The organism is Massilimicrobiota sp. mt181, from assembly GCF_055420065.1.
This window is the reverse complement of record NZ_JBVAYN010000013.1, coordinates 42,142-61,600: the sequence shown is the minus strand read 5'-3', so window position 1 is coordinate 61,600 and position 19,459 is coordinate 42,142. Positions and strand designations below refer to the sequence as shown.

At 32.1% G+C, this 19,459-nt stretch carries 20 protein-coding genes; all 20 read right to left on the bottom strand.

Annotated features, from left to right (window positions below; translation table 11 throughout):
• Positions 1-18: 18 nt before the first annotated feature.
• Positions 19-2,070: a peptidoglycan D,D-transpeptidase FtsI family protein gene (locus ACZYT4_RS08715; RefSeq protein ID WP_463784729.1), complete on the bottom strand. Its 2,052-nt coding sequence runs from the start codon at positions 2,068-2,070 to the stop codon at positions 19-21.
• Between the two features lie 87 nt (positions 2,071-2,157).
• Positions 2,158-3,966: a translation elongation factor 4 gene (gene lepA / locus ACZYT4_RS08710; RefSeq protein WP_463784728.1), complete on the bottom strand. Its 1,809-nt coding sequence runs from the start codon at positions 3,964-3,966 to the stop codon at positions 2,158-2,160.
• 80 nt (positions 3,967-4,046) lie between these two features.
• Positions 4,047-4,379, bottom strand: a complete 333-nt coding sequence (locus ACZYT4_RS08705) for a single-stranded DNA-binding protein (protein WP_463784726.1) — start codon at positions 4,377-4,379, stop codon at positions 4,047-4,049.
• Between the two features lie 206 nt (positions 4,380-4,585).
• Positions 4,586-4,915 (bottom strand): holo-ACP synthase, encoded by a 330-nt coding sequence (gene acpS / locus ACZYT4_RS08700; protein WP_463784724.1) that lies wholly within the window; start codon positions 4,913-4,915, stop codon positions 4,586-4,588.
• A complete protein-coding gene (locus ACZYT4_RS08695; RefSeq protein WP_463784720.1) occupies positions 4,915-5,511 on the bottom strand; it encodes a hypothetical protein in 597 nt (198 codons plus the stop codon). Before ACZYT4_RS08695 ends, acpS begins: the two co-directional genes overlap by 1 nt.
• Positions 5,512-5,549: 38 nt before the next feature.
• On the bottom strand, positions 5,550-5,870 hold the full coding sequence (locus tag ACZYT4_RS08690; protein WP_463784719.1) for a thioredoxin family protein: 321 nt from the start codon (positions 5,868-5,870) through the stop codon (positions 5,550-5,552).
• Complete coding sequence (gene trmB / locus ACZYT4_RS08685) at positions 5,863-6,525, bottom strand: tRNA (guanosine(46)-N7)-methyltransferase TrmB (RefSeq protein WP_463784717.1); 663 nt, start codon at positions 6,523-6,525, stop codon at positions 5,863-5,865. Before trmB ends, ACZYT4_RS08690 begins: the two co-directional genes overlap by 8 nt.
• A gap of 21 nt (positions 6,526-6,546) precedes the next feature.
• Complete coding sequence (locus ACZYT4_RS08680) at positions 6,547-7,269, bottom strand: pseudouridine synthase (RefSeq protein WP_463784713.1); 723 nt, start codon at positions 7,267-7,269, stop codon at positions 6,547-6,549.
• The gene (locus tag ACZYT4_RS08675) at positions 7,266-7,733 is read right to left on the bottom strand and encodes a hypothetical protein (protein WP_463784710.1); all 468 of its coding nucleotides are present in this window, start codon (positions 7,731-7,733) and stop codon (positions 7,266-7,268) included. The genes ACZYT4_RS08680 and ACZYT4_RS08675 overlap by 4 nt, the downstream gene beginning before the upstream one ends.
• Positions 7,734-7,876: 143 nt before the next feature.
• Complete coding sequence (locus ACZYT4_RS08670) at positions 7,877-8,032, bottom strand: DUF1540 domain-containing protein (protein ID WP_463784708.1); 156 nt, start codon at positions 8,030-8,032, stop codon at positions 7,877-7,879.
• A gap of 37 nt (positions 8,033-8,069) precedes the next feature.
• On the bottom strand, positions 8,070-8,240 hold the full coding sequence (locus tag ACZYT4_RS08665) for a sporulation protein Cse60 (protein ID WP_463784707.1): 171 nt from the start codon (positions 8,238-8,240) through the stop codon (positions 8,070-8,072).
• Positions 8,241-8,279: 39 nt separating this feature from the next.
• Complete coding sequence (locus ACZYT4_RS08660; protein WP_463784703.1) at positions 8,280-9,158, bottom strand: aldose 1-epimerase family protein; 879 nt, start codon at positions 9,156-9,158, stop codon at positions 8,280-8,282.
• A 13-nt stretch (positions 9,159-9,171) separates the two neighbouring features.
• Entirely contained in the window at positions 9,172-10,302 is a 1,131-nt protein-coding gene (nagA, locus tag ACZYT4_RS08655) for an N-acetylglucosamine-6-phosphate deacetylase (RefSeq protein WP_463784700.1), read from the bottom strand.
• 74 nt (positions 10,303-10,376) lie between these two features.
• Positions 10,377-10,727 (bottom strand): 30S ribosome-binding factor RbfA, encoded by a 351-nt coding sequence (gene rbfA / locus ACZYT4_RS08650; protein WP_463784696.1) that lies wholly within the window; start codon positions 10,725-10,727, stop codon positions 10,377-10,379.
• Between the two features lie 13 nt (positions 10,728-10,740).
• The gene (gene infB / locus ACZYT4_RS08645; protein ID WP_463784693.1) at positions 10,741-12,591 is read right to left on the bottom strand and encodes a translation initiation factor IF-2; all 1,851 of its coding nucleotides are present in this window, start codon (positions 12,589-12,591) and stop codon (positions 10,741-10,743) included.
• Positions 12,592-12,604: 13 nt separating this feature from the next.
• Positions 12,605-12,898, bottom strand: a complete 294-nt coding sequence (locus ACZYT4_RS08640) for a L7Ae/L30e/S12e/Gadd45 family ribosomal protein (protein WP_463784691.1) — start codon at positions 12,896-12,898, stop codon at positions 12,605-12,607.
• A complete protein-coding gene (gene rnpM / locus ACZYT4_RS08635) occupies positions 12,888-13,142 on the bottom strand; it encodes an RNase P modulator RnpM (RefSeq protein ID WP_463784689.1) in 255 nt (84 codons plus the stop codon). Before rnpM ends, ACZYT4_RS08640 begins: the two co-directional genes overlap by 11 nt.
• Positions 13,143-13,153: 11 nt before the next feature.
• Entirely contained in the window at positions 13,154-14,518 is a 1,365-nt protein-coding gene (nusA, locus tag ACZYT4_RS08630) for a transcription termination factor NusA (RefSeq protein ID WP_463784688.1), read from the bottom strand.
• A gap of 15 nt (positions 14,519-14,533) precedes the next feature.
• A complete protein-coding gene (locus tag ACZYT4_RS08625; RefSeq protein WP_463784685.1) occupies positions 14,534-14,995 on the bottom strand; it encodes a ribosome maturation factor RimP in 462 nt (153 codons plus the stop codon).
• Between the two features lie 116 nt (positions 14,996-15,111).
• On the bottom strand, positions 15,112-19,428 hold the full coding sequence (locus tag ACZYT4_RS08620; protein ID WP_463784683.1) for a PolC-type DNA polymerase III: 4,317 nt from the start codon (positions 19,426-19,428) through the stop codon (positions 15,112-15,114).
• Positions 19,429-19,459 lie beyond the last annotated feature (31 nt).

The window sequence follows — 19,459 nt, the reverse complement described above, 5'->3', positions numbered from 1 at the left end:
CCATAAATTTTTTACTTTTTATCTATATTTTTCAAAATATTGCTCAAAAGCGTATTTTGACAACGTCTGACAAGTTGAACTTCCACTATCAGGTTGAGCTTCAGCAATACATGCGACAGCAACTTCTGGATTATCATATGGTGCATACCCAATGAATGCATGGTTGGCCCAAACATCGTTTGTTCCTTCATACGTCACCTGAGCTGTCCCTGTCTTTCCAGCTGCTTCATAATCACCATTTACTCTTGTAGCCAAACCAGAAACGCATCCCATTCTAAAACCATTTTGGATTGTTTCAAAGGCCATCTTATAGCTAGAGACATCGTCTAGTACTTTGACTTGATGTTGCAATAAAGAAATTTTCATTCCTTCATTATCTTCTGTAAATGATTCCATAAATAAATGTGGTTGAATTCTCTTTCCACCATTAGCAATTGTTGAAATATATTGCGCCATTTGAATAGGTGTATATGTATCATATTGTCCAATCGCAAAGTCAAGTAAATTACCTGCTTGACGTGAAGTCACTGGTCCACGATAACCTAATGCTTCACTTGGTAAATCAATACCAGTTTTTACACCTAATCCTAATTCTCCAACATCTAATCTCATCTGGTCAAAAGCAGAATCTTTAATAGACAAAGGTTGATCATATTCATAAGTTCCTCCACCTAATAGTGTCGCTACATAGAACATATAAATATTGGAAGATTGAGATAAAGCCTCAGCTGCATTTAAACGACCTAAACCACCTTTATTCCAAGAAAATTTTGTTGGTGTACCTGCAATTTTAAAACCACGACTTGTATCATCAAATTCTGTATATTGATCAATAACACCATGTTTAATTCCCGCATAAATCGTTCCACCTTTAAAAGCCGAACCAATTGCAAATGCGTTTTGTACAGCTCCACCAGCTAATTCATAGACTTCACCTTTACTATCTTTTTGCATTCCAACCATGGCATAGATAGCACCAGTATTTGGATCAATCAAAACAAGATAAATGTTATTGGCATATTTATACATTGAACCTGTTTGAGATTTCATTATGCTTTCCATACGATCAGTAATAGAAGATTGTAAATCCCAATCAATAGTTAAGCGAATATTATCACCTTTAGAACCATTAGAAACTGTTTCAATAATTGGATTACCATCACTATCATATGAAAGTGAATATGTTGCAGGAGTTCCAGCTAAAATATCTTCATACTGCATTTCTAGACCACTGATTCCTACTCTTGCATCATTATTATAATCTTGCGCTAGAAGAATATCTTTCATACTTGCAGGTAATCCTGCTTTTTTTGTTGTGACTCTTCCTAAGACAGATTTAAATTCAGAACCATATGTTGTTTCACGAGACCAGTCATTTGTGACTTTCACACCTCTTAAAATATTAGAATTTTCACCAATCAAACTGGCTTCTTTAATTGTCAATCCTTCTAATAAGACAACAGAACCACTTGTACAGTTTTGAATTTTAGAATAAAGCATATAATATTTGACATCATCATCTGATAGGTTTTCTTTCAATATTTCACTTGTAATACGGCTCAGCTGTAATTGATAAATTTCGTCATCTGAATATTGTGCTTTTTCTTCATCAGTGATAAGTTGATTGACTAAATTTTTATCTTTTAAAATCAAATAATCTTTTTTATCTCTTTCAGTGACATCTTTTATATCAACATTAACATTCTTCACCAAAAAATTAGCAATAATCTTCATATCATCTTCTGTAATATTTTGAACCGCATAATAAGTTGCACAATTAATGTTCTTATTATAGGCGAGACGTTTATAGTTTCTATCATAGATATTTCCACGGAATGTATCAGCAGTAAAAACACTTGTATTGTATTGTACAAGTTTTGTTTCATAATACTCTTCTTGGGTTACTTGTGTTAAAAACAATCTTATTAACAAAATAATCCCAATAATTCCAACAACCCCTATTAATATTTTAAATCTTCTTGAGATGACATTATCAGTCTGATTTTTAATTTGTGTTTCAACTTCTTTTTGTCCTTTAAATTTAATAGGATTTTTATGAAAAAACTTCACACTTAATGCACCTCCTTGGCCTATTATATTATATATGTTAAGGAATGTAAATCAATCCATGAGAAAAAGAGAATTTCACAAATTCTCTTAATCATCATCAACAGAAAGAATAGCCATAAAAGCTTCTTGTGGAATTTCAACACTTCCAACAGCTTTCATTCTTTTCTTTCCTTCTTTTTGTTTCTCTAATAATTTCTTTTTACGTGAAATATCTCCACCATAACATTTTGCTAAGACATTTTTTCGCATCGCTTTAATATTAGTACGGGCAATGACTTTTCCTTGAATAGCAGCCTGTATTGGCACTTCAAACATTTGTTTAGGTATAATCTCCTTCAATTTTTCACAAATAATGCGTCCACGATTATAAGCGAAATCTTTATGAACAATGGTAGATAAAGCGTCGACAACTTCTCCATTTAATAAAATATCCATTCTTGTCAAACGACTTTCCTTGTATCCTTCAAGTTCGTAATCAAAAGATGCATACCCTTTTGTACATGATTTCAATTTATCGAAGAAGTCATAAACAATTTCACTTAATGGAATGAGATAAACTACATTTCTTCTCATATCATCTATATATTCAATATCCTGATATTCTCCACGCTTAGATTGACAAAGCTCCATAATTGGACCTACATATTCATTTGGCGTCATAATAGAAGCTCTCACATAAGGCTCTTCAATATGATCAATTTTTTGTGGCCCAGGTAAAGCAGCTGGGTTATCAATTTCAATCATTGAGCCATCTGTAAGATAGCAATGATAAATAACAGATGGAGCAGTTGCAATTAACTCTAAATCAAATTCTCTTTCCAATCTTTCTTCAATGACATCCATATGCAATAAACCTAAGAAACCACATCTAAAACCAAAGCCAAGAGCTTGTGATGTTTCTGGTTCAAAAACCAGTGATGAATCACTCAGTTTCATTTTTTCTAAAGCTTCTCGCAAATCTTTATATTTAGCGTTGTCAACAGGATAAAGACCACAATACACCATTGGATTTAATTTTCTATATCCCGGTAACTGTTCTTTGGAAGGCTGTTCTAATGTTGTGATGGTATCTCCAACATGGACATCTGCAATGGACTTGATAGAAGCCGCAATCCATCCTACCTCTCCAGTCACTAATTCATCCTTTTTAACTTCTTTTGGTGTTCTTACACCTAATTCAATAACTTCATAGACCGCATCAGTGGCCATAAAACGAATATGGTCACCAACTTTGATTTTTCCTTCTTTCACACATACAAAAACAATAACACCACGATAACTATCATAATAAGAATCAAAAATCAAAGCTTGTGTAGGATGTGATTGATCTCCACGAGGAGCAGGAACATGATGAACGATATCTTCTAAAACATCTTCAACATGAAGGCCTGTTTTTGCTGAAATAAGTGGTGCTTCATCGGCTGGTAATCCGATAATATCCTCTATTTCATGAATAACTCTCTGCGGATCTGCACTAGGCAAGTCAATTTTATTAATAACAGGTAAAATTTCCAAATCATTATCTAATGCCAGAAAAACATTAGCTAATGTTTGTGCTTCAACTCCCTGAGCAGCATCAACAACCAAAACAGCACCTTCGCAAGCTGCTAAAGAGCGTGAAACTTCATAAGTAAAATCTACATGCCCAGGTGTATCAATCAAATGAAGAAGATAGGTTTCACCATTTTTGGCTGTATAAGTTAACTGTACAGCATTTAATTTGATTGTAATACCTCTTTCTCTTTCTAAATCCATGCTATCTAAAAGTTGTTCTTTCATATCACGATCAGCAACTGCGCCAGTCAGTTGTAAAATTCTATCTGCAAGAGTCGATTTTCCATGATCAATATGTGCAATAATAGAAAAATTTCTAATATGTGACTGATCAATATTCATTGAGATCTCCCCTTTCTATTATTCTTATCTATTTTACACAATTATGCATAAAAAAGAAACAAAAAAATAGTCAAAAACGACTATTTTTTCATAAAATATTTGTCCAAAAATTCTACGTGCTCTACTTTAACTTCCATAATCGTTGTAGAAAGATGATCGGATGATTCAAACGTCTTAGATTGCAATCTCCCCTTAATTCCTAAAAAGCTGCCTGCCTCACAACAATCCATAACTTCCTGAGCAATGCCCTTCCATAAAACGCAACTGATAAAATCATGATCTCGTATTCCAAGATTATTACGATAAGGTCTTTCCACATCTAAAATAATTGTTGCAAGTTTTACACCTGTAGGTGTTTCTCTGAATTTTGGACTTTCAGCTAATTTTCCAATTAAAATCACTTCATTGAACATTTTATATTTACCTCCCTGTTTTTAGTATACAAGAAAGTCTACAAATGACCAAAATTAGCATTTTTTGCACTTTTCTATACATTTTTACTCTATTTTGGAAGAAAAAAATCAACAAAAACGTATAGAAATGCTCAAAATCATTGAATAACTTATCCAATTTGAAAAAATTGGATAAACAAAAGATATAAAAAAAGTAAAGAAAATCTTTACTTTTCAACTACAACAAAGGCAATAGCATATTTATTTTCGTGAGAAATAGATATATGAGCATGAGAATCATGAAGATAAGGAGCACCACTTTTATCATTAAGAATTTCGATATCATGAAAAGAAATGTCTCCAATTCCTATATGATTTGCTTTCATATAGGCCTCTTTTCCCGCAAATCGTCCACCTAAAAATTCTCTTTGTCTTTTTTGAGATTTCATATTTACAAATATCAAGTATTCTTTTTCTGTTAAAATATGTTTAACAAAATTTAAATTCTCAACATCTAAACGCTCAAGATCAATAATGTCAACACCTATTCCCTTCATTAATCTTTAAATTTCTTTTCATATAGACTCATTAATTCATCTAAACTCATAGAGTCATCAATTTCATCTATAAAAGAATCTTCGTCCTTATTTTTAAAATCTAATTTAAATTCTCCAGTTCTCTCTTCAATAATTTTTAATTGATCTTGTTCTTCTTCGACAATATTGGCTATATTTCTTAAATTTTCCTCAACACTTGGCTCTTCCTGTTTTTTTGTTGGAGATGTCTTCTTTTCCTCATCAATGTTTTCAAATGGTCCATAGAAAGGACTAATAATAGGAATAAGTTCATCAGATTCCTTTTTTATTTTTTTGACTTTAGGTTTTACAGTCTTTTTAACTTCAGGTTTTTTTGTTTCTTTAAGACCTGTCATAGGAGAAATAATTTCACTCATCCTATAAGTTGATTCAATGTTTGTATTTTTTTTCGGTTCTTTCTTTTTTACTTCTTCTTTTTTGGTATCCTTTTCTTCATTTATTTCATCATTATAAATCAATGGTGCACTAAATTTCTCTTTACGTCTTTGTTCTAAAACAGGATCCACTTTTTCATACAATTCTTCTTCCTCTTCTTTTTTAAAAAACTTTTTAAACATATTGTACGCCTCCTAAAATTCAGTCCCTGTAATCTTGGTTATTGAATTTGATCAATAAATTCCTGAATCTGTTGTTGTGTTTTTCTTAATTTGTCTACATAACGAGAAACTTCTTTTCCATTTTTATATGCAATAAATGATGGAATTCCCATAATTTCTAAATCAACACATAAATCAACCATTTCATCTCTATCAACATAATAGAAAGTCCACTGTGGATTTTGTTTCACCAGATCATCAATAAATGTTTTCAAAAAATGACAATCAGGGCACCATGTTGTAGAAAAGACAAGCATTGATTGTCCTTGAATTGCTTTTTCATAACTTTCTAAATCACTAATTTTTATTAAATTATCCATTATTTTCACTCCTTCTAAAAGTTGTTTTTACTTGATAAATAGGTCCTAACGGAGAAAACTTTCTTTCATATTCTGTCTGAATATTATCTTCATAGCCCTCACTATGATGTAAATCTAAACAGACATCATTAAAATATAACCCATAATTTTGAAAAGATACTAAAGAATATTCAAAAAGTGATCGGTTATCAGTTTTTAAAATTAATTCACCATTAGGTACTAAAATATTTTGATAAACATCTAAAAAAGCTGGCGAAGTCAAACGTCTTTTCGTATGACGTTTTTTTGGCCATGGATCGCTAAAGTTTAAATAGATACGGCTGACTTCATATTTATCAAAAATATCAGTCAAAAAGATAGCATCTTCTTTTAATAATTTTAAGTTAGGTAAAGATAGATTTTGTTGATCTATTTTTTTCAAGGCCCCTACCATAACACTAGGAAATTTTTCAATACCTATAAAATTTATATCTGGGTAACGTAAGGCATTTTCAATAATAAAATCACCTTTTCCCATACCAATTTCAATATAAATTGGATTTTCTGTTCCAAATAACTCATTCCATTTTGCTTTATGTTTTTTTCCATCTAACACAACGATATCTTCATGTTGTGCTAAAATATCGTTAGCTTTAGGATTATTTCTTAAACGCATATTTTCCTCCTGTATTTTTTTCTATTGTAACACAGTTTCATTTTTTAATCTATCTAATTCTTCATCCGTAAGCTGTCGATATTCACCAAGCTGTAAAGATTCATCCAAAGTGAGATTTTTCATACGAATTCTCTTTAAATAAACAACTTCTTTACCTACAGCTTTAAACATTTTTTTGACTTGATGGAACTTCCCTTCATAGATTTCAACTTCAATTTCACTTTCTGTATCACTTGTTGTTAAAATCTTTAAATGTGCACTTTGACATTGATAATCATCATCAATTGTAACACCAGATAAGAAAGTCTGTACATCATCATTTGTAACAACGCCCTTTATTTTCGCATAATAAACTTTAGGACAATGTTTTTTAGGTGATAATAACTGATGTGCTAAAACACCATCATTCGTTATTAAAAGTAATCCTTCAGTATCAATGTCCAAACGTCCAACAGGAAAAAGATCCTGACGATAATTTTCTTCAATCAAATCAATAACTGTAGGATAGATATTATCTTCAGTTGCACTGACATATCCAGCTGGTTTATTAAGCATATAGTAAACAAATTCCTGATAATGAATTTGTTCATCATCTACATAGACTTTATCTCCGACCGGATCAACATGGTATTTATCTTTTTTAATCACTTCACCATTCACTTTTACATATCCATTTTTTATAAGAGTTTTGACTTCTTTTCGTGTCCCAAAACCACAATGAGCCAATAATTTATCTAATCTCATATTTTTACCTCAATATATTTTTCAACTTTTTGCTTTTGTGCTTCATCTAAATAATAAGATATATACAATCTCACATCCTGTTTTTCTAAACATTGTCCGGAAAGCTGTACACCTTTATAAAAATGTTCAGTCTTATCAACATATCCCACTTTTAAATGACTAACAGAGTCATCAACAATGCCTAATACAGGACACATTTCATCATCGTTTTCATGCGCATAAGCCATGGCTTCGATATAATACATATCTATTTCAGGTTGATCTATAATGACATCATAACGATATTTATCATCTATCTGATTAAAAACAAGTCGAACTTGAAAAGGATAACTTTCATCGAAATTCTCACAAGACATCAATTGTTCTTTGATTTGATAATATTCTTTAAATTGTTCTTGAGAAGACGATGAATGACATGCAACACATAAGAACAAAATGATGATCATTATACCTATTTTTTTCATATCATCACCTTATTTATTATAACAAATTTGTTATAAGATAGCCATATCTAATTATGACGTTCATATAAAAAAGGATATCATTATAATTCATATAATGACATCCTTACATTCATTCATGAATGATGAAAATAGAATCATTAGACTTATTTTCCACGGCATTCAAATGTATCACATGCAGTTTCAGCAGTCTTTTTTGCTTCAACACAATGACAATTACCTACATGTATACAATTCGCTTCACAACTCCCATTACAATAATATTTACAACTATCTACACTACATTTCACATCTTTAGCCATAGTCTCACCTCCATAAGATTATTATGGCTTTATTTCATCATGAATATACAATGAGACAACTAAAACTGTATTCTAAAACGCCATGACATGATGTTAATGCAACTTGATACTGTAAATCTTGAATATGAGGCTGTTCTTTTTGAAGAAATTCATTTAACGCATCTTCTAAATCCAATTCATGTGTTTTTTCAATAATTTTGATCTTCATGATCAAAGTATAACATGTTTGTGATAAAAAGATTGTTATTTATTGTTGTATTTCAATAGCAAATTGACAAGTAAATTCTTGTTCGGGTTCTAATGAAATAATACCTTCTTTATCTTTGAATTCACCTTGAAAATCTACATAATCAGCATGTCCGTTCCATGGTTCTAATGCAACCAATCCACCCACATGTTTACTTGTCCAAATTCCTAAATGAGGGAAATTTTGCATATGGAAACGGATATACTTTTGATGATTTAATGATTTTAAAGTCACATAACTTGATTGAAAATCTTTAAAAACAATAGCATCATTATCAAATAATGCCTGTCTGATAAAAAAGCGTTTTTCATGATCAAAGAAAGGTTTTGTGACATGCGACATAGCACGATGTGGAACATCAATCACCTTCTGAGACATTGTTTCTTCTTTTTCAAACTCAATATAATAATCGTTGCTTGATTCATTTTCCATAAAAGGACAAGCAAAAGCAGGATGTCCACCAATTTGGAAATAAATAGTGCGTTGATCTGTATTTTTGACAATACATTGACATTCAAGTGTATTATCTTTTAATGTATAAATAACTTTTAATTGAAACAAATAAGGATATTGCTGTAAAATAGCCTCATTTGGTGTTAATTCAAATTCGACACATGTATCAGATATTTGATGCGTTTTATACTCATTATGACGTGAAAAACCATGTTGTGTCATATGATATGTTTGTCCATCAATAGTACATTCATCATTATGCAAAGCACCTACAATTGGAAACAAAATAGGTGCACTGCTTGCCCATAATGATGGATCTCTACGCCACATATAATTAATTTGATCGTGTTGACCAATTATTTTAATGATTTCAGCACCTTTTGCATTAAGTTCTACTTCTAATTCCTTATTTTTTAAAGTCATCATATTTTATACCCACCTATTTCATTTGACCTTTAATCATTGTTTGAGAAACCTGAATATTTTCATCAAAGAAAATAATATCAGCATAATTTCCAACTTTAATTTCACCTAATAATGGTTCATTTAAACTTTGAGCTGGATTGTAGCTTGCTAAATTAACAGCTTCATTTAAAGTTAATCCAAGATGTTCATAAGCATTTTTAACTGCGACATTCATAGAAACAATACTTCCTGCTAATGTTCCATCAATTAATCTTGCTTCTCCATCTTTAACATACACATCCTGATTTCCTAAAAGATATTTTCCATTTTCCAAACCTGCTGCTTCTAATGAATCTGTAATTAAAATTAATTTATCTTTTCCTTTTGTACGTAATAAAGCTTTAGCAGCAGCAAAATTGACATGGACACCATCTAAAATCAATTCAGCATAAACACTATCATTGATCATAATCGCACCAACAACACCTGGAGCACGATGTGTCAAAGGTGTCATTGCATTATAAGTATGTGTTCCTGAAGTCGCACCAGCATCAATAGCAGCTTGCGCTTCTTCATAAGTTGCATTTGTATGTCCTATAGAAACAACAGTATTTTTATCTTTAAGATATTGAATAAACTCAATAGAATGCTCTAATTCAGGAGCAATTGATATTTTTCGAATAATATCCTGATGATCTTTTACAAAAGAAAGATAATTGTCTACCGTTGGCAAAATCATACATTCTTCTGGCTGAGCTCCCTTATATTTTTTATTAAAAAAAGGTCCCTCCAAATGTACACCTAAAACTTGCGCACCTTCAACCTCATCTTTGTGAAGAGCTACATTTTCAACAGCTTTCGCAATATCATCTACAGGCATTGTCATTGTTGTTGGTAAAAAAGTTGTAACTCCTGTTTTTAATGTTGCTTTAGAAATCGTATTTAAATCATCAAAAGTTGCATACATTGTATCACTGCCACCACGTCCATGTGTATGAACATCGATAAATCCAGGGCTTACATAATCACCTTTTGCATCAATAATTTCCTCTCCATCAGGCATACGTTCACTGATTTCAGTAATTTTATCATCTTCGATAAATACATTCTTTTCTACAATTTCATCATGTAGAATGACTTTCCCGTTTATAATACATTTCTTCATATTTTACGTCCTCCTTTCTTTATTATATGCCTATTATTTCTAATCTTCAAATAATATATAAAAAAGATTTCCAATTACTTAGAAATCTTTTTATCAGTATGCAATTCTTCAATAATGCTTTCAATTTTATTCCCATATTCCAATGAAGAATCTATAATAAATTGAAGTTCTGGGCATTTACGAATCGTTAATCGTTTTGATAACAAAGTACGAATAAATCCTTTAGAATGTTCTAATGCAGCCATTCTTTTTTGAGGATTTTTATTCAAAAAAGAAACATAAACTTTGGCAATAGATAAATCATTTGTGACCTTTACACCAGTGATAGTACAAAATCCAATTGCTGGATCTTTGACTTCCATCTGTAAAATTTCAGATAATTCTCTTTGAATAATATTATTCATTTTTTCTTTTTTTAATACCATAAAAGAACATCTCCTATTTTCTTTCTACTTCTTCCATGATGAATCCTTCAATGATATCTCCTTCTTTAATATCATTATAATTCTCAATTGTCATACCACATTCATAACCAGCTGAAACTTCTTTGGCATCATCTTTAAAACGTTTCAATGACGCTAATTTTCCTTCATAAATCACAACACCATCACGGATTAAACGAATACCACAATCTCTTCTAATGTATCCATCAGTGACATATGAACCTGCAATATTCCCAATCTTTGAAACTTTAATAACCTGTCTGATTTCAGCCTGTCCAGTAATGACTTCTTCTAATTCAGGTGCTAACATTCCACGCATTGCAGCTTCGATTTCTTCAACCATTTTATAAATAATATTATGAAGTCTGATTTCAACACCTTCTTCTTCAGCTTTACGTCTAACATTAGCATCAGGTCTCACATTAAAGCCGTAAATGATTGCTTTAGAAGCACTTGCTAATAAAACATCAGATTCACTAATTGCCCCAACAGTAGAACGAATAACATTCACACGGACACCATCAATATCAATTTTTTCTAATGATCCTTTAACAGCTTCTGCTGTTCCATTCACATCAGCTTTAACAATAATATTTAAATGAGCAACTTGTCCTTCTTTAATCTGATTAAATAAATCATCCAGACTCATCGCAGAACTTACACCACGATCTTGTTCCTGTTTTGCTTTTTGTCTTTCTTCTCCAACATGACGTGCCATCTTTTCAGTTTCAAAAGCCATGAATTTATCTCCAGCAACAGGTACATCATTTAAACCAGTAATTTCTACAGGCATTGATGGTCCAGCTTCTTTTAATTCTTTTCCACTATCATTAAGCATCTGACGAACACGACCAAAAGCAGTACCTACAACAATAGGATCACCAGCTCTTAATGTCCCATTTTGAACTAATAATGTAGCAACTGGTCCACGACCTTTATCTAAACGTCCTTCAACAACACTACCATATGCATATCGATTTGGATTAGCTTTTAAATCCGCTAATTCGGCAACAACTGTTAAAGTTTCTAAAAGTTCTTCAATTCCAATTCCTTTTTTGGCAGAAATATTACAATAAACTGTATCTCCACCCCATTCTTCAGGCATCAGACCCAACTCACTCATTTCACCTTTAATACGTTCAGGATCAGCACCTTCTTTATCAATTTTGTTGATAGCCACAACAATAGGAACTCCAGCAGCCAAAGCATGGTCAACTGCTTCTTTTGTTTGAGGCATAACACCATCATCCGCAGCAACAACAATAATAACAATATCCGTTAACTGAGCTCCACGGGCACGCATAGCTGTGAAGGCCTCATGTCCAGGTGTGTCTAAAAAGGTAATCTTTTTACCGTTAACATCTACCTGATAGGCACCAATATGTTGTGTAATTCCACCAAACTCTCCTTCAGCAACTCTTGATTTTCTAATATAATCAAGTAAAGTTGTTTTCCCATGATCGACATGTCCCATAATTGTAACAACAGGTGGACGGCTGACTAAATCAGCCTCATCATCTACAATTTCAATATCTTCAAAATTAATTTCACTAACAACAACTTTTTTCTTAGCTTCATAACCATATTCAAGACAAATAAGTTCTACTTGTTCGTCAGTTAAAGATGAATTAATTGTCACCATAATGCCAAGCATGAATAAGACTTTGATAACATTAGCAGGTGTCTGCCCAATCATCTCAGCCAATTCACCAACAGTGATTCCTTCCTCATACTCAACAATCCCATCTTCTAAAGTCTTTTCTTCCTTTTTGGCAGGAATATTAGAAATCAATTTCTTTTTATGATGGTTACCCTTCTTTTTTGCTGATGTATTCTTTTTTGCCATAATATCAACCTCCTCATTTTGATTTGATTTTATCTGCAAAACCTCTATCTACTATACCTAAAGCAACACGATTATCTTTCCCAATTGCACGAGATATCTCATCAATAAATCCATTAATCTGATAATCAATGTGATAATATGAACACTTATCTACATACTTTTTCTTTGTATTCTCACTTGCATCCTCAGCAATTAAAACAAAATAAACTTTCTTCTGGCGTATGTTTTTCATTAAAACATCGCCAGTAACAATTTTTTTTGCTCGCATAGCAAGTCCTAATAAAGAGAGTACATTTTTATCCAACATATTTTTTAAGTTCCTCAAAAATAGAATCAGGAATATCAACTTCTAGTGACTTTTTTAAAACGCCTTTCTTTTGAGCAATTTCAATAGCTTCAAGACTTTTTTTCAAATATGCGCCACGCCCATTCATTTTTCCTGTTGGATCTACAAAGACTTCTCCTTCTTTATTTCTCACAACACGAATCAATTCTTTTTTTGGAAGTTGTTCATGTGTTGCTACACATTTTCTTAAAGGTATTTTACGCATCAAAATCACCCCTATTTTTCATCATAGTATTTATCAAATTCATCGTAATCAATGTCTTCATCATATTTTGGATCATAATCGTAATCGTCATAATCGTCATATTCATCTGACTCTTCATAATCATCAGATTGTTCCTGATCCTCAGACTCTTGATCATCGTATGAGACTTCCTCTTCTTCTATTATACCATTTTCATTATCAACAGTAACATTTTCTTGCACTTCTTCAGAGATTTCATCAAAAGTTTCTTCTTGAACTGGCATATCTTCTTCCATATTCATTGCTGATTCAAATGATTTTTCAAATTCAGCATCTTCTCCATAAACAATACCTTCACTTGCGGCTTCACTCACTGATTTAATATCAATTTTCCATCCAGTCAAACGAACAGCTAAACGCGCATTCTGCCCCTTTTTCCCAATAGCAAGTGATAACTGATTATCAGGCACAATAACTAATGCACTATGTTTTTCCTCATCTACATCAACATAAACAACATCAGATGGTGACAGGGCATGAGAAATGTAAACAACAGGATCTTCGCTCCATTCAATGATATCAATCATTTCACCATTTAATTCATTGACAACATTACGCACACGGCTTCCTTTTGGTCCAACACAGGCACCAATTGGATCAATATTTTCATGAGCTGTATAAACAGCAATTTTACTACGATCTCCTGCTTCACGAGAAACAGATTTAATTTCAACTGTTCCATCATAAATTTCTGGAACTTCCATTTCAAATAATCTTTTAACTAAACCAGGTTCTGTTCTAGACACACCAATATGTGTTCCTTTTGTATTACGCTCAACATCGCTGACATAAACTTTAATACGTTGTCCTTCATAAATCTTTTCCCCTGGAATTTGTTGATTCAATGGCAATAATGCGCCTGTTCTCCCAATATTGATAATCGCAAAACGTTCTTCAACACGATCAACAGTTCCATTGATAATATCATCTTTTTTATCAATGTATTCATTATATAAAGTTTCTTTTTCAGCTTCACGAATTTTTTGTTTTAATAATTGTTTCGTTTGAATGGCAGCTAAACGTCCAAAAACTTCTGGATCCACTTCTGTCACAACATCATCACCAATCTGGTATTTAGGATTTATCATTTGTGCTTCTTCTAAAGATAATTCATAATCCTCATCATTAACATCATCAACAACATGTTTAATTTCATACAAACGAATCTTACCATTTACTTCATTAATTTCAACACGAATAATTGATTCAGGTCCTCCATAATTCTTTTTATAAGATTTCTCTAAAGCTTCTTTTAAAGCATCAAGAACAATTTCTTTCTTAATTCCTTTTTCACTTTCAAGTAAATCTAATGCCTGAATAAACTTCTTACTAGCCATTTTTCATGATCCTCCTTAAAATTTAACAGCTAACCTTATAAAAGCAATATCATTATAGTCAATGAAACATTTTTTCTTGATATTTTTTGCCATATATTGCAATTCAATGTTTGTATCTTCAACATTTAATATTGTTGCATAGACTTCATCCATTCCTTGTGTTGGATTCTTAAATTTAATATAAACATATTCACCAACAGATTGTTGAACTTTCTCTAGTGTTTTTAATGGCTTTTCAGCACCAGGTGAAGAAACTTCCAGATAATATTCATCCTGAATAAGATCTTCACGATCCAACAAATCACTAATGGCTTCACTGACAACAACACATGTATCCATATCAAGATGACCTTGATTTTTTTCAATAAAGATTCTTAAGTACCATTCATTTTTTTCTTTCACATACTCAATATCATCAAGGTAAACATCATTTTCATCTAGTATGGGTTGAATAAGTTGTTTAATCTTTTCTAACATATAATCCTCCGCTTACAAATATAAACGAGAGGGTTGCCCCTCTCGTAAATCACTGATTACTTTAATAATATAACATAATCAATCACAAAAAACAATGCTTTCATCACTCTTTTTTATTATAAATCAAACAAAGATAATTGATTTTCTTCAGACATATTTTCAAAAACGCCTAGTTTCGTTAAAAAATCAATCTGATTATTTGTTAATTTTGTTCTTTTCATAACATCTTCTTTGGATAAAAAATTATTTTCCAAACGTGCCTCAATAACACTGTCTCCTACTGAAGTTCCCAGTCCATCAATAGATGTAAATGGTGGCAGAAGTGCTGAATCATCATCAGGATCAATAATAAAATTCTGAGAATCTGATTTTTCAAGAGAAATATTATTAAAGTGTATTCCTCTTTCAAACATCTCTAAAGCAATTTCAAAAACAGATATCAAAGCTTCTTCTTTATTAGAAATTTTAACACCGTTTTGTTTATCATTTAAAATCTGCTGATATTTTGCATAAACAGCATCTTTGCCTTGAATCATTGTTTCAATATCATAGGCATCGCAACGTGTTGAAAAATAAACAGCATAGTATTCTCTAGGATAATATAATTTCCACCACGCTACACGTACAGCACTCAAAACGTATGCGGCCGCATGAGCTTTAGGGAACATGTATTTGATTTTTTTACATGATTCAATATACCATGTCGGTACATCATGTTGACGCATTAATTCTTCATATTTTTTCTCAGGGAAAACAACTGGAGATTTCCCTTTACGAACACATTCCATGATGTCAAAAGCATCTTTATTTGGTAAACCTTTTTCAATCAAATAAACCATGATATCATCACGACATCCAATGACTTCTTTTAAAGTACAAGTTCCTGAACTAATCAATGTTTCCGCATTTCCTAAATAAACATCGGTTCCATGTGACAACCCTGAAAGAATGACTAGATCACTAAATGAAGTTGGGTGTGTCTGCTCAAGCATACCACGAACGAATTTTGTTCCAAACTCAGGTAATCCTAATGCTCCTGTTTTACAATTAAGGAAACTCAAATCAATACCAAGAGCATCTGTTGAATTAAATAAACTCATGACTTTTGGATCATTGGTTGGTATATCTTTTGGATTGACTCCTGTCAAGTCCTGTAGCATTCTAATAACTGTTGGATCAACATGTCCTAAAATATCAAATTTAAGAACGTTATCATGAATGGCATGGAAGTCAAAATGCGTTGTCTTCCATTCAGCAGTCAAATCGTCGGCAGGATATTGATAGGGTGTAAAATCAAAGACATCCATATTCTCAGGTATGACAATAATCCCACCTGGATGCTGTCCTGTTGTACGTTTAACTCCTGTACATCCTTTCGCAATACGCTCTAGTTCAGCCCCACGTATTGTGTTTTCTTTGCCCATGAGTTCCGCATATCCTTTCGCATATCCATAAGCTGTTTTTTCGGCAACAGTTGAGATTGTTCCGGCACGATAGACGTGACTTTCACCAAAAATCTCTTTTGTATAAGCATGTGCTGTAGGTTGATAATCACCAGAAAAGTTCAAATCAATATCAGGAACTTTATCAGCATTAAATCCAAGGAATGTTTCAAAAGGAATATTATGTCCATCACCCTTTAATGGATGACCACAGTGAGGGCACTTTTTATCAGGAAGATCATATCCATTTGCGATATAACCTTCTGGCAAAAATTCACTGTATTGACAATGTGGGCAGAAATAATGAGGTGGCAAAGGATTCACTTCAGAAATATTGGCCATCGTCGCAACAAATGAAGATCCTACAGACCCACGGCTTCCTACCAGATATCCAGCTTCATTAGACTTTTTAACTAACTTATGAGCGATATAATAAATCACCCCAAACCCATGTTTAATAATGTTATCCAATTCTTTAGTTAAACGTTTTTCAACAATCTCAGGTAAAACTTCTCCATATTGTTTATGGGCATTTTCAAAACAGAGTTTTCTTAAATTTTCATCAGCATTATCAATATGAGGTGTAAAAAGTTTATCATGAACAACATGAAAATCACCATCAATCATATCCGCAATCTTATTCGTATTTTCAACAACATACTCATATTTTTCATCATCACTTAAATAAGGAAGACTATCCATCATTTCATTTGTTGTTCTTAAGTATTCGTCCGGTGTCCATGCTTGAGGATTGTTACGATCAGTCAACGGATGAAGTGCTCCACCCAATCCTATTTTAGGATTGCAGGTAAAAACATCTCTAAATATTTTATCTTTTTGATCAAGGTAATGAACATCACCTGTCGCCACAATCAACTTCCCCATACTTTTGGCAGTATCAACAATACGACGTAAAATACGAATCAAATCATCCATGGTATCAATTCTTCCACGCTCTACAAAATATTGACAAATATCCAGTGGCATAATTTCAATATAATCATAAAAAGACATGGCCTGTTTTAATTCATCTAAACTTCGTGTCATCGCCAAATCAAAGATTTCAGAGTTGTAACATCCACTTCCAAAAAGGAGACCTTCTCGATAATGTTCAAGTCTTTGACGAGGAATACGTGATGTTTTTTCAAAATACGTTGTATTGGCTTCAGAAACAAGCTTAAACATATTTTTAAGACCTGTTTTATTTTTAGCTAAGACACACATATGTTTAGGACGAACAATTTTATAGGCATGTGGACACTCCATTTGATTCATATCTAACAGATGATAATATCCATTCTGCATCATATCATGAAGCATCATATTGAAAACACCTGCTAAAACCTCTGCGTCATAATCAGCTCTATGAGCATCATCGCCATCGTATGGAATACGATAATGACGTGCTACATTTCCTAAACGATATCCTTTCAGCTCAGGCAAAATTTTCCATGCCAATGTTAAAGAATCAATAGCAGGATTCTTTAATTTTGGATATCCGTATCTTTGTAGAATTTCATTTAAGAAACCAACGTCAAATGTCGCATTATGAGCAACAATCACATCATCACCAAAAAATTCCAAAATCTTTGGTAAAAACTCTTCAATCGTAGGTGCATTTTTCACATCTTCATTTGTAATATGTGTTAAATTTGTAATCTTTTGTGATATACGTTTCTTTGGTTTAATTAAACTCTGAATACGATCTATTTCCTGTCCGTTTTTTATTTTAACAGCTCCAAATTCAGTAATATCATCATCCATTACAGAAAGACCCGTTGTTTCTAAGTCGAAAGATACAAAAGTTAAATCTTTTAATGTTTCATCTCTTTCGTTATAAACAACAGTAAATTCAGGGTCAATCATATACATTTCAACACCATAAATCATTTTTATCTTATATTTTTGGCTGGCAGTCTGCGCTTCTGGGAAAGATTGTACATTGCCATGATCTGTCACAGCAATAGCCTGATGTCCCCAATATGCAGCTCTTTGCACATATTCAGTAATACTGCCAATTCCATCCATGGAAGACATTTTAGAGTGTACATGTAATTCAACACGTTTCTTTTCGGCCTGATCTTGACGGACTTTAGGAGATGGTATAATTTCTACTTCTCTTGCATTAAGAACAGTATCTTTTAAATAATTATCATACTCCACATTACCTTTAACACGAACCCAGACATCCCCTTTTTTGACTTTGTTCATTTCTTCTAAACTGTTGGATCCTTTATTTTCAAATCTTTTGACAACAATACTATTCGTATAATCAGTCACATACAATGATTGAATTGTTTTTCCAGATCTGACTTTCTTTGAATCTTCTTTAAAAACATATCCTTGAATCATGACATCTTTAACTGTATCATCAATTTCATCAATCGTTAAAGAAAAATAATCTTTTTTATATCCCTGATATTTAGTCTTCGTTTCTTTTTTTACAGGAACATTCTGATCAAATGTTTTGCTATCAACCTTAACTTCATTTAAGGCATTCATTTCCTCTTGGATAGATTGATATGTACTGTTATTTTGATCAATATAAGCTTTAAAACCAATTTGCATACCAAATTTATTAAAATATTTATCAAAAATCTGATAAAGTTTTTCTAACTGATTCAGCTGAATTTCATTAATAACCTCTATTTGTAGTGTATTATCTTGAAAGCTTAATAATTGTTCATTTATAAAATCTATCTGTGGGAAACGATGCTTTAAGCCATCAAAAATAAATAAAGCATATTCTTTAACATCTTGTGGTGAATAAGATGATGCCCAATCAAAAAGAAATTCACAAGGATAAGGAAATTCATTTTTAGCAGCAAATAACAATCGTATTTCCTTTAATGGAACAATATGAGAAGCCCCAATATAAAACGTATACGAATTATCTTTATGAACAATAACACGTTCTATATATGCACTCTTCAATGCAGAAACATCATTTTCAAGGTGTAACTGTTGCAAGAGAATAAGCATTTTATCCATGAAATTTACCTCCTTATATCAAAAAGGGATG